We start from the raw sequence: 12,569 nt of genomic DNA on the forward strand, positions 1-12,569 counted from the left end.
TTTTTTTGTGGTTAATTTTAACTACTCTAAAGCAGATTATGATGCTTTAACTGAAACAGAGAAGAAGTTCATCTATAAAGCGTATGAAAATAAGACGATTAGCGATGCAACACATATTAGAAATGCAGTTTTAAATGCAACAGTTAATGCAAATAGGAAGAAGAATAAGAAGTTCATTGAGTTATTCGAGAAGAAACAAGAAAAAGTAGACGTTGAATTTACTGAGAATGCCTTAGAAGTCATTAATGAAGTTGAAGAACGAGATGGCAAGTCTTGGGTTGATTTACTCTACAACAAAAACGGTCTGAAACGACCAGAAAGGAGTAAATAATGTCGAACTATACACTCATAGCGAAGTTAAAAGCGAACTCTGTTGACTTTGAAGCAGGTATGAAACGTGCCGAAAGTGCGATTGCAAATATGCAAACTAAGTTCGAGTCAAGCATGAAGAAGGTATCTCAAGCCGGTGAGAACATCAAAAGTATGGGCGATGGACTCACTAACTGGATCACTAAACCTGCTTTAGGTGCTGCAACTGCTTTATCTGGGATTGCGATTGCGGGTGGTTTTAAAAGATTGGTTGACATAGATACCGCTTCAGCAAAGCTTAAAGCACTTGGGTATAACGCTGAAGAGATTTCTGGAAAAGCCGGAATCATGGATAATGCGCTTGATTCTGTTCGTGGTACTGCTTTTGGAATGGGTGATGCAGTAACAACTGCATCTGGTGCGATTGCTGCAGGTATTAAACCAGGTAAAGAACTTACTAGATATTTATCTATCACAGCAGATACCGCTGCAATAGCCGGTGATGGTATGGCCGAAATTGGTTCTATCATGAACAAAGTATCGACATCCAACAAAGCCTATAACAATGAATTACAACAGTTATCAGATAGAGGCTTACCAGTTTATCAGTGGCTAGCTGAAGAAGCGGGTGTGACTGCCGATGCAATCTTTAAAATGGCATCAGATGGTGAGATTTCATCTGAAATGTTACTCAATTCTATTGAGAAGAACATCGGTGGCGCTGCTCAAATTATGGGTATGGAGTCTTTCACTGCATCGATAGCGAACACTTGGGCAGCAGTCTCAAGATTAGGTGCAGCGTTTCTTGATGGCGGAGATGGAGTGGAAGGTTTTTTCTCTAAAATGAAACCACTCATAGGTGGTGTGGCAAAGTTAGATGAGAACGGTAAAGCATTAAGAGATACCAACGGTAAAATCATCATGGAATCAGAAGGTTTAATACAGAAGATTGATAAGTTAGCACCAATGGCAACCGAGTTGGGTAATGATTTTGCTGATGGATTTCAAAAGGTGCTTGATTTTGTATCACAAACTAAAGCGAAGTTTGATGAGTTATCTCCACCAATTCAAGAATTTATAACTAAAGCAGCAATTATTGGATCAGCAGTAGCAGTAGGGATAGGTCCAGCATTAAAACTAATTGGAACATTATTAAGTTATGCGAAGTTTCTTACACCAGTATTTACAGCTTTAACGGGGCCGATAGGAATAGCTGTTGGAGTAGTTGCTCTGTTAGCAAGTGGTTTTATGTTGGCATGGAAACACTCTGAGACATTCAGAAATGGTGTAATGGGGTTAATAGACACTTTTCAGAATGTCTTTTCATCTGTAGGGGCGGTCTTATTGCCTCTTTTACAGCAAATAGGACAATGTTTTGTACAACTAGGTAGAAGTATCGTGGAATCAGTGAAACCTCATTTAGACACATTGTCAATGGCATTTACTAGTTTTATTGGTAATATTATGCCGATTATTATGTCTATAGTTGCAAGTGTGATACCTATTTTCACTCAACTGGGTTCAGCAATTATGAGCATTGCTCAGGCAGTGTTACCTGTATTAATGAGTATGTTTGTACAGTTGATACCGATTGTTCTTAGCTTGGTTGAAACTATATTTATGATTATCGGTGCTATTGCGCCAATTGTTTCGATATTAATTGGAGCGCTGGTACCAGTGATAGTTACAATTGTAGAAATTATTATGAACATTGTTTCTTCTATATTTCCATTACTTGTAATGGCGATTCAAATAATTATCGATGCAATACAAGGGATAATACCAATCATCGGAGTGGTGTTGTCATTCTTAGCCACTTTAATTAGTGGAATCATGGCTTTCGCTAATGTTGTGATATCGATAATAGGATTACTAATATCATCTTTAATGTTAGTAATTACTCCAATTGTAGGATTCGTATTGACGGTTATCTCAAGCATAATTTCTATTATAAAAACGGTAGTCGGTGCAGTTACGTCAGTATTTAATACAGTGTTTTCAATTGTAAGTAATATATTTTCTAGTATTGGAGCATTCATTGCTAACACTATATCAACAGCTATTTCGGTCATCAGTACTATTACCGGTCACGTTTCATCTATATTCAATACAGTGTATCAGATTATTTCGGGTGTATTCGATAACGTTGCATCTAAAATTCAAACTGTAATGGCTGCAATACAAGGAGCATGGAGTGGTCTCACAGCCTTTACTGCTGGCGTATTTGATGGTGTTTATTCAGCTGTACAAAGCCTTGTTTCACGAGTAACAAGTCTGGTTAACTCTGTTATAGGAGGAATTAACAGTGCTATTGGTATTATTAACAAGATTCCAGGAGTATCAATAGGATCTATTCCTTATCTGTATCGTGGAACAGATAACTGGAAGGGTGGCGCAGCTCGAATGAACGAAGGTGGACGTGGCGAAATCGTAATTCTTCCATCGGGTTCACAAGTTATTCCACATGATGTATCGATGAAGTATGCGAAAGAGAGTGCGAGAAACATGATGCAGAATACAGAATCACGTGGCGATTTTGGAGCTCAATCAGTTCAACATGAACTAAAAGTAAAAGTAGTACCAGATGCAGACTGGATTCGTGGATATATTGATGAACAAAATGCTATTGAAGCAACATTACAATTTTAGGAGGTACTTAAATTGGATTTAGAAATTATTAAAGATAATAAAAGCTATCTACTGTCTGATTTTGATATCCGTGTGCAGGATATCCGAGTATCTTCTATACCACTCATAACTAACAGACAAGAAATAGATGGTTTCCCTGGAAGCCTAGATTACGGATCATACTACGGTGACAGACCTATCACCGTAGATTTTTATATTAAGGCAAGAGATGACCATGACTACTCTCATTTACGAGATTTATTATTCGAGTTACTTGTAGACACAAGACCATACTACATCAGAGACGTAAGAACTACCGGTGAGTATGAAGATGATAGTTACTGTAAGCAGAAGAAAGTTGAATCATATGTTAATGGAAAACAATATCATGTTGCAGTAAATAACACGATTGACTTAGATCAAGTCATGAAAGTAGGATTTGGAACAATAGAGTATCTGACATCTGATCTACCATTTGCTGAATCAATCTACACCACAAAAGAACTGAACGACACAGACTACGATGCGCTTGTCGAAAAATACGGACTGGTTGACGGTATCAACTCGGATAACACGAAATATAAGTTTACTGAACGCAACTTCACTATATGGAACGCAGGTAACGTGACAGTAGAGCCTGAAACGATGTACTTGAAGATTACAGCGACTGGTACGAATGGTGTGCTAGAAATACGGAATAAGACGACTGGCGATGTTTTTAAGGTTAATGCAGAGTTTGGCGGGGATTTAGTAATTGACGGTATAAACGCTCAATTAAAAAGCACTAACGTGTTTCGAGATACGAATAGACGATATATCAGATTAGAGAGTGGTAAGAACGAGTTTGAAGTCATCGGACAGTTCACCGATATAACAATAGATTTTAGATTTTATTATAAGTAACAAGGATGTGGTTTTCGTTGAAATTAAATAGAACAGGATCTATCTGGAATAGAGATGAAAGAATTAACATTAACGACAACTGGGATATACTTGAAGGGATTGGTCGCCAGTCAAACACAATGTACAATGAGTATAAAAATGTACTCAATGAAGCGAAAAAAACAAATCAAAAAAACATTGATGTGCAGTCGCAAATAGACAATTTAGTTTTAAGTAAAGGTCAATCTGATGCAGAAGTCATACAAGCAAGGGGTTCTTATGATACGTTAAATAGTCGTTTGAATATAGCTGACGAAAGACTCGATAACTCGGAATCTGTTATTAACGTTAAAACCTTTGGGGCTAAAGGCGATGGTAAAACAGATGATTATGAGGCGATACAAAAAGCTATAGACAACGCTTACGAGAATGATAAATCTGTATATTTACCTTCAGGTAGGTATTACATTTCAAAAACTTTAAGAACAAAACATTCAAGAACTTACAATTATTCTTACGGTATAAGAATATTTGGTAATGGTAAAGACACCGTTATATTAGGTAATAATAATCGCTTGCCAGCAAACTATTCTCAAAATTTATCAAATCAAGCATTATTAGCGATACATGGAAGTAACAATATTATAGAAAATTTGTCTTTCGAGGGCGGAGAAGTCGGCATTTATCTCGGGCAAGACCCTACTAAGGAAGAAAACAGCAGTGTTTGTTTTAACATTTTAACAAATATATGGTTCGAATATAACGGCACGTCGATTGTACTCCAACATGGAAGTGGAGTGCATTATAATAAATTCCGAAACGTCCACGCTATACACTCACAAATTGGTATTCATTTAGCAAAAGGGTTGAAAATAAATAAATTTAACAATAATAGAAATGTGTTTGATGGAATCCGTTTATCTAGAATGTGGTTAGCCATATATATTGAAAACGGCGACGGTAATATGTTCAACAATGCTTATACTGAAACTATTAATAGTAGTTACGCAATGGGAACAAAACCTACCATCATTAATGATAAAGCGAACGGAAAGGCAACGGCGATTATAGCGTATGGGCAATACAACGTTGTAAACAACTACGCTTCCGAAGATGTTGAGTGGGATTTAGTAAATCATGGATTTAGAAATATGTATAATAATCTGATGATTAAAGATGATGTTGATGCAAAAATAACTTTTGAAACCAATCCTTTAAATTTTCAAGGGAATTCACGTATTCAAAATGGAATGAAATATCAACCTACCGCCGGCGCTTTATATAAAGGTTCATCAGGAACTACATTAACACATCAAATATATGATGAGGGCTATAACGCTAGATTAATCGATTTAACTAGCTTAAGCCAAGAAATATCATCAAAAACTCACGCATCAACTGCTTTCTTTAAAAGAATTGGTTTAACATCTGAATTAGCAGTCCTTTACCGATTTAGCGTAGCACAAGAACATCTGAATAATCCTATTAAAATTATTCTTCCTGATTCAAACGACAAATTGCTAGCACCACCTTTTTCAAATGCTCTAAGTGGTAGTTACACTTTTCCAATCGAGGTTTTTTATGGAACTACCGAAAAAATGGCAACTAAATTAAGAGGGAGATTTTCAACAAAATCTGAAAGAGATTCACAAGGGGAGGAGTTTATCTTAATCTTTCCTCCAGACAATGGTTGGGATCAGAGAAGTCACGCTAATTTTATGGCATTTAATTTAAGATACTTTAAAATATGGAGTTAAAAAGGAGTGATAAATATTGCTCACAATACGTGACCACAAAAATAACGAATATCCACTCCTTGCAGTCAAAACAGTCAACGAAGAATTGAACGGTAACCACGATATAGAATTGAAAGTACCGCAACAAAGAAATAATAAATTAGATTTAAAGTTAATTGATAAACTGTGGGAAATTAATTATAAAACGGTTGATTACAAGATTATTTATATCAAACAAATCACTAAAGGGGATAGCTTTTATTTAGATATAAGAGCTACACCTCTTTTTTATTTTGATATGGATAAACAGATTATCCACGAAGATAAAGACGGTCACTATACTGGTAAGAACGCTTTTGACGTTGTATTTCAGGATAGTGGTTATCAGTATGTATTAGTAGATATTGTGAATGCTATAAAGATTGAGGGTTTTGGTAAAGGCGAAACTCGATTAGAGATGTTTAAACGATTAATAGATCGCTTTAGTTTAGAATTTTATATCGTTGGTAAGACGGTCTATCTAAAGAAATTAATCGGTAATGATACGAACTTCATGTATAAGTACAAACTCAATGCGAGTAACGTATCAAAAAGTATTGATGCGAGTGGTTTTGTTACGCACATTAAAGGTTTTGGAAATTTCGAGAATGAATCAAGTGAAAATAGTGAATCAGATGCTGCGGATAATGATGATTACTTCACAAACGCTAAATTAAGACGTGAATACACATCTCCATTAGCTGAAGTAATCGGTGTGTACGAGGGTAAACCAATCGTTGACGGACGTGTGACTGATAAAGAAACAATGAATAAGATGATGACTGAAGCCGTTGAGAAATCGTTAGAAATATCTATCGAGGGTAACTTACATGACGTTAGAAGTATTTATAAAGAAGCAGTACCTTTAATCGGAGATAGAGTATTCCTAATTGACGAACGAATTAACCTCGAACAAGAAATCAGAATACAATCGCTGAAACAAACGTTTGATGTGAACGATAAGCTAGTGAATTGTGAAGTCACATTCGGTAGTGAGAGTATTAGAAGTCGTTATAAATCGAACTTACAATCAGTTGCGAAAGATTTTAATTCATTACTAAAAGGCGAAATGAAGTTACCTTTATGGAGTTTAGATGAAGTTGCTCGTGGCATGATTACTAAAATTCATGCAAGTGAAAACGAACTTAGATATGGCGACTTTGGAATGCAAGCAATCTCTAAAACTAACCCAAATCATATTTTAGGTGTGAATAGTGCAGGTCTTTATCTTAGTGAAGATGGTGGTAGAACTGCAAGATTAGCAATGACAGCAGAGGGAATAGCGGCTGATACGATTACTACTGGGACATTACGAGCAATTACTGTAGATGGTGTTGAAATATACGGTAGCAATATAGAAGGTACTGAAATTCGCGGTGGTAAGATTTACGGTACTGAAATATTTGGTAGTACCATAACAGGTGGAACAATTTATACAGATGCAGACAATGATCATTACATTTCTTTAAAAGGCAGTGAACTTATTTCACGTGGTATTCAAACTAGGAAATGGTTTGGAACAACATCTAATGACCACATCAGAGCAATGATTTATGATGGTCAGTTTAGAGTCAGAAACGATGATAAAAAGTGGTCTGCGTACTTTTCTGACATGGGTATATCGACTCATTGGGATGGGTCTGGAGAATACATCAAAGAGGGGGTATCTGGAGCGTTAGAACTACACAGTAGAAGATACTCGGATGGTGACTACTCGGGGATGACATTATACTCAGATGGTCGCCTTGCTCTTGAAACTAGCGGTGGTCGTATATATCTTAACCCTAAAGGTGCGCACGTGCATGTGGCAGATTCAAACAACAACTACTATGGTATTAGTGCATCTACGTTCAGTCAATCTTCTGAAAGAGAATTAAAAAGAGATATTAAAGACTATGATGGAAATGCTTCAGCTATTATCAAAGACTTATCAATTCGTGAATATAAACGTCTGACTGGTGGAGAAGAAACTGTATTTGACCAGTGGCAAATCGGATTAATAGTCGATGAAGCGCCTAGAGAAGTTCTAGCAAATGGAAGTAGTATTGATATATATAGCTATGTAAACGTGATAGCAAAGTCGATACAAGAGATGCTACCTAGATTAGAAAAACTAGAGGAGATGAGTGTTTAATGAAACGTGAACTATCAATCGAAGAAAAAGTATTAATCGCTAACTATCGTCAGTTATGCGACGAGAAGTTGCAGTTACAAATCGAACTTAATAAGGTCGCACAAGAGCGTGACCATTACAAAGAAGAACTAGAAAAATTAACTAAGCAAGAGTCTACTGAAGAGTAGGCTCTTTTTAATTTCGCACGATTAGCTCACGAATAAACCTTTTATTATCAAGGGGTTAAAGAGTTCTTCGCACGATTATCAAACGAAAGGAAGTGAGTTTAGTGTGCACGAGTTAGAAACGCAAAAAGACGTGCTTTACTGGTTTGTGATAGTGGTAGTACCGATATTAATCGGTGTGTTTGGTCTGTATTACAAACAGACGAAAGATAAAGAGCGTGCAGAAAATAGACTTACTAAAATCGAAAGTCAACAGGAACAAAACACAAAATCAATCGAGAAGATAGAGCAGGAACAGTTTATTGTGAGAGAAGATTTAAAGACTTTGAAAGCCATTAACGATAAGCAGGATATGTTATTTGACATGTTGAAAGAAGTAAAAGAAGAGTTGAAGAAAGGGGGAATATAGAATGAGAATGGCAATTGTACGATTAGTTGTAATGCTAATATTAATTATTAATCAAATTTTAATCGGTAAAGGCTGGACACCGTTACCATACGACGAAGAACAAATATATGAATTTGTGAACGGACTAGCACTTGTAGCAGTTAGTATTTGGGCGTGGTGGAAAAACAATAACATCACTAAGAATGCACAAAAAGCGCAAGAGTATAAAGAACAATTAGATAAGAAGTAGCTTGGAGCATACCGCTTCAAGCTATTTTTTATGCGAAAAATTAAAAGGAGTGATTCATATGACTGAAAAAGTAGATTTTGAAAAAACACTCGAAATCAACGGAGGTGGAATTGGCGAAGATATTAAACCACCTAAAGAAGTAGAGAAAGCAGACGATAACGAATTTAAAGGTTTCAAGGAGGATAAATAATATGGCTTATAAAATAGTGGATATGAGGACTCCGTCTAGTATGTACCCGTATAAAAGCCCTTACGCAATGCGACCTACATCTATCACAGTACACAATACTGGTAACGTAGCGAATGCACGTAATGAAGTAGCTTATATGAATAACAACTACAATTATGTATCATATCACGTTGCTATTGATGAAAAAGAAGCAGTACAAGCTATTCCATTTAATAGAAATGCCTTTGCAGCTGGAGATGGAATAGGACTTAATTCAGGTAACCGTACCTCTATCCACATTGAAATCTGTTACAGTATGGATAACGGCTATAGCGGCGCTAAATCTGAACGCTATAAAAAAGCTGAAGATAATGCTGCACTTTATATTGCTCACGTGCTTAAACAATACGGTTGGGGTATTGACAGACTTAAACGTCACTATGACTGGTCACGTAAAGACTGTCCACATAAAATGCACGCAACGAATAGCTATCAAGAATTTAGACGTAAGGTACAACGCTATTTAGACGAGTTAAACGGCAAGAAAGTTGCTAAACCTAAAAAGGCGAGTGCAACTAAAAAAGAAACTCCTAAAACATTTAACAAACGTAAAGGACGTAAAGCACGTGCTAGAGCGTACGCTAAAGGTGTAGTGCGTTCGACTAACGGTAAGGGAGCTGCTTATAGACGTTGGAGCAATGAAACGTTTAGAAACCGTTTTGGCAATGACATTCCTGACGGTAGTGTCGTGTATATTTTCTCAACACATAAGAGTGGTTGGGCAAGAATTTACTCGCATATAAATAAAGGGTGGATACATTTAGATCAAGTGCAGATTACTGAAGTATATTAACAAAAAGGCAGCTGAAATGCTCCTTTTTTTGTGATATGAAACCGAATATATGTTCTTATCTAAATCGTTGTGATATAATGTAAATGTGTAGTTAAGCTGTTAGCCTCCCCGCTAGCAGCTATTTTTGTCCAATCTCATTGCTTTTTGAACCGCTTACAGTTAAAATATGTATAACTACACAATGAAAGAGGTAATGGGGAGAATGGCAAGAAAGAACGTAAGATTTTACTTTTATTATTCACATCTTAATAATAAAAGAGAAAATCTGAAAGAATTCTTTGATAAAATAATAAAGAATTACGATGCTGGATACAATAATTTGAAAACAGATGATGATGCACGGGAATACTTGTACACAAATGTTCTAGAAAGCGGACCAATTAGGTTAGCAGATATTACGAAAGTAAAAGATTATTATTTTTTAACTTTCGATAGATTTCAACACACAATACCTAAAGTCAGTAAAATGTATGGAGAATCAATTGATCTTAATATAGATGAGGACGAATATATTAGTCATGAAATATCTGTTTTGTACTCGCCGACACAAGAGGCATTTATGGTTCAAAGAAATATCAACTCATTAAACGAATCTTCAATAGAAGCATTATTAAGCAAAATATATTTCGAAATATATAAGGTAAGGTCAGAGATTAATCTTGCAGTGGTTAGAGATGATAACGCCAAAGATAGTTTAGTATCTGCTCATTCAACTAGAAGTTTGATTATTAAAACGCATGGTGCAAAAGCTGAAAATATGTTGCAAGCATTGTTTAGAGACGCTGCTCCAGAAGACTTAGATTATATCGAAGTTAAAATAAGTGCTCAAAGAGCTAAAGATGCTACACTTGACAGATCTATACTTAAAAATGTAGTTGATAATAAGGATGAATACGAAAAAATTCAAGGAAAAATTATAATAGATGAGGGCGACAACGTAACACCAGTTGATTATTTTGAACAAAAATTAGTAGCGTATGAGTCATTTAATTTAACATCTAGACAAGAGTTGAATAGATTCTCTGTTCAAGAAAGAATGGAAAACTCTTTCCGAGATATTTATGCTTTAAAATTATAGAGAAAGGTGTTGAGTACTATTAAAAAAATAACTAAAGCAAGCAACTACTTAACCCTCACTAATATTAGTTTTTTGTTAATACTTGTTGCGATAATATTGGCTATTTATTGTGAGAGTTTGAGCGTATTATTAGCCAAGCATGAATTTATGGGAATAGTACTCAATACCATATCAATTATATTTGGTTTTTTTATCACAAGTATAACGATTACCTTATCGATGAAAGAGAATAGGTTTTTAAATAATTTTTTTAAAGAACCAAAGTTATACAAGGAATTTAAATTTAATATAGTAATTATTCTAATAACAGGTGTTTTGTTAATTTTCTTAACGATTTTGTGTTATATATATTTCTTGAATGAATTTAATTTATTTAAATACGAATTAGTATTAATAATTTATTTGTCAATATCATTTCTATTCCTAAGTAACTTTTCAATTTTTCTTCTATTTTTATCTCGAGCAATACTAACAGAATTTAAGAAAAATAACTCAGATTAGGAAATTAATCTTGATAATTATGTATGGGACTATAATTAATTATTTTTTTATTGAATATACTCTACAAAATTTAGTATCATAAAAACCGAACCATATACAAGCTCATACAGAGCCGATTAGCAAGTGTCTAAAGGAATAAGTCCTAAACTTGTTGAAACCTCTGTATGGGCTTATTTTTATCTTTACACACCAAACATACGTTCGTATAATTGTAGTTAAGGAGTGCGTTTTGAGAAGTGAATAAACGGTTTTAAATAATGATATACTATAGTAAGAGCAGCTTCAGTATCCGTACGCGGACTGTTTGCGAAAGACGTCTATATAATGTAGACGTTTTTTTTATATGATATAATATATTTAATAGGACTGCTCGCACCTCTCGTAGAAGTGTCCCAGTAGCAGACGTTTAAGGGGTAGTTATATGCTACCTCTTTTTTTATTTACATAAAAACAAGCACCTAAATTAATAGGCGCTTTTTGGTGGCAGTTTATATATAAATAGATAATTTTAAATACTACATGAACACCTATAATATAGGCTTTTATGTTTAAATGCTGGTATAATATACGCCCTCCCGGGACGTAATTAAAGCCTGTAACTTCAAAGTGTTGTGCTACCCAAAAGTTGGACTTTTGGAATTAAGCAGATTGTAAGGTATGTTTCCTGAATTGTTCAGGAGACATGCCTTTTAATTTTAGCTTAATTCTATCTTTATTATAGTATCTAATATATTCATGTACTGCGATCTCTAATGCTTCATATGTCTTGAATACTTCTCCTTAAAACATTTCCTGCTTTAATAAGCCAAAGAAGTTCTCCATCGGTGAATTATCTAAACAGTTTCCTTTACGTGACATACTCATTGTTGCACCATATTCTGTTATGGTATTTCCCCAACTACTGTGCTGATAATGAAATCCTTGATCCGAGTGAACAACTAATTGGTTTAGATTGTGTTGGTGTTCCTCAAGTGCTTTATTTAAAGGATTTATAGCGATTGCTAGGTTTGGTGAACGACTTAATTGATAGGCAATCACTTCAGAGTTATAACAATCCATAATCGTTGATAAATATAGTTTCTTGCCTTTGATAGGTAACGCAAACTCTGTGACATCTGTCACCCATAGTTGATTAAATGTTTTCGGCTTAAAGTTACGCTTTACCTTATTTGGAGATACTTTTCCAACTTGCCCTTTGTATGAACTGTAACGTGTTCTCGATTTATTTTTGAATTTTTGACACAGTAAATTATAGGTTGTCATAATACGTAACAAGCGCTTATGATTCACCACAATTTGCTCTCTGTTTTCGAGTATTGCTTTGATTCTTCTGTAACCATATCTACCTTTATGTTTTGATACAATTTCTTTAATTTTATTTACTAGCCATCGATCTTTTTGTTTCTGATCATCCATATGTTTTATCCAGTAGTAATAT

General features: G+C 35.0%; 12 protein-coding genes and 1 pseudogene. 11 read left to right on the top strand and 2 right to left on the bottom strand.

Going from position 1 to position 12,569, the window contains the following annotated elements:
* The first annotated feature begins 7 nt into the window (after positions 1–7).
* The 11 genes from HMPREF3029_RS03560 to HMPREF3029_RS03600 all read left to right on the top strand — a co-directional run bounded on the left by HMPREF3029_RS03560 (position 8) and on the right by HMPREF3029_RS03600 (position 10,630).
* Positions 8–331 carry a phenylalanine racemase gene (locus HMPREF3029_RS03560; protein ID WP_070709859.1) on the top strand — a complete coding sequence of 108 codons (324 nt, stop codon included), beginning with the start codon at positions 8–10 and terminating at the stop codon, positions 329–331.
* Positions 331–2,958, top strand: coding sequence for a phage tail protein (locus HMPREF3029_RS03565; protein WP_070709861.1), 2,628 nt, complete (start codon positions 331–333; stop codon positions 2,956–2,958). Before HMPREF3029_RS03560 ends, HMPREF3029_RS03565 begins: the two co-directional genes overlap by 1 nt.
* Positions 2,959–2,970: 12 nt before the next feature.
* Positions 2,971–3,840 carry a phage tail domain-containing protein gene (locus HMPREF3029_RS03570; protein ID WP_070709863.1) on the top strand — a complete coding sequence of 290 codons (870 nt, stop codon included), beginning with the start codon at positions 2,971–2,973 and terminating at the stop codon, positions 3,838–3,840.
* A gap of 17 nt (positions 3,841–3,857) precedes the next feature.
* Entirely contained in the window at positions 3,858–5,576 is a 1,719-nt protein-coding gene (locus tag HMPREF3029_RS03575) for a glycosyl hydrolase family 28-related protein (RefSeq protein WP_070709865.1), read from the top strand.
* A gap of 16 nt (positions 5,577–5,592) precedes the next feature.
* Positions 5,593–7,728 carry a phage tail spike protein gene (locus HMPREF3029_RS03580; RefSeq protein WP_070709867.1) on the top strand — a complete coding sequence of 712 codons (2,136 nt, stop codon included), beginning with the start codon at positions 5,593–5,595 and terminating at the stop codon, positions 7,726–7,728.
* Positions 7,728–7,895 carry a hypothetical protein gene (locus HMPREF3029_RS09370; RefSeq protein WP_168165498.1) on the top strand — a complete coding sequence of 56 codons (168 nt, stop codon included), beginning with the start codon at positions 7,728–7,730 and terminating at the stop codon, positions 7,893–7,895. Before HMPREF3029_RS03580 ends, HMPREF3029_RS09370 begins: the two co-directional genes overlap by 1 nt.
* Positions 7,896–7,998: 103 nt before the next feature.
* On the top strand, positions 7,999–8,301 hold the full coding sequence (locus tag HMPREF3029_RS03585; RefSeq protein WP_070709869.1) for a DUF7365 family protein: 303 nt from the start codon (positions 7,999–8,001) through the stop codon (positions 8,299–8,301).
* Position 8,302: 1 nt separating this feature from the next.
* Complete coding sequence (locus tag HMPREF3029_RS03590) at positions 8,303–8,530, top strand: phage holin (RefSeq protein ID WP_070709871.1); 228 nt, start codon at positions 8,303–8,305, stop codon at positions 8,528–8,530.
* Positions 8,531–8,588: 58 nt separating this feature from the next.
* Positions 8,589–8,720 carry a hypothetical protein gene (locus HMPREF3029_RS09680; protein WP_256374323.1) on the top strand — a complete coding sequence of 44 codons (132 nt, stop codon included), beginning with the start codon at positions 8,589–8,591 and terminating at the stop codon, positions 8,718–8,720.
* 1 nt (position 8,721) lies between these two features.
* Positions 8,722–9,552, top strand: a complete 831-nt coding sequence (locus tag HMPREF3029_RS09105; protein WP_083314969.1) for a peptidoglycan recognition protein family protein — start codon at positions 8,722–8,724, stop codon at positions 9,550–9,552.
* Positions 9,553–9,754: 202 nt separating this feature from the next.
* Positions 9,755–10,630, top strand: a complete 876-nt coding sequence (locus tag HMPREF3029_RS03600; protein ID WP_070709873.1) for a DUF6731 family protein — start codon at positions 9,755–9,757, stop codon at positions 10,628–10,630.
* A gap of 1,140 nt (positions 10,631–11,770) precedes the next feature.
* Here the strand turns inward: HMPREF3029_RS03600 and HMPREF3029_RS09710 are convergent.
* A pseudogene (locus HMPREF3029_RS09710) lies at positions 11,771–11,899 on the bottom strand (IS3 family transposase); the annotation flags it as partial.
* A 12-nt stretch (positions 11,900–11,911) separates the two neighbouring features.
* The coding region (locus HMPREF3029_RS03610; RefSeq protein ID WP_144265404.1) for an IS3 family transposase at positions 11,912–12,569 on the bottom strand (658 nt) is incomplete at its 5' end.

The sequence above is a fragment of the Nosocomiicoccus sp. HMSC059G07 genome (assembly GCF_001815515.1).
Lineage (GTDB): Bacteria > Bacillota > Bacilli > Staphylococcales > Salinicoccaceae > Nosocomiicoccus > Nosocomiicoccus ampullae_A.

Bases quoted from the DNA above. Each gene is read 5' to 3' on its own strand.
- HMPREF3029_RS03565 (WP_070709861.1), top strand. From the start codon at position 331: ATGTCGAACTATACACTCATAGCGAAGTTAAAAGCGAACTCTGTTGAC.
- HMPREF3029_RS09370 (WP_168165498.1), top strand. From the start codon at position 7,728: ATGAAACGTGAACTATCAATCGAAGAAAAAGTATTAATCGCTAACTAT.
- HMPREF3029_RS03590 (WP_070709871.1), top strand. From the start codon at position 8,303: ATGAGAATGGCAATTGTACGATTAGTTGTAATGCTAATATTAATTATT.
- HMPREF3029_RS09680 (WP_256374323.1), top strand. From the start codon at position 8,589: ATGACTGAAAAAGTAGATTTTGAAAAAACACTCGAAATCAACGGAGGT.
- HMPREF3029_RS09105 (WP_083314969.1), top strand. From the start codon at position 8,722: ATGGCTTATAAAATAGTGGATATGAGGACTCCGTCTAGTATGTACCCG.
- HMPREF3029_RS03600 (WP_070709873.1), top strand. From the start codon at position 9,755: ATGGCAAGAAAGAACGTAAGATTTTACTTTTATTATTCACATCTTAAT.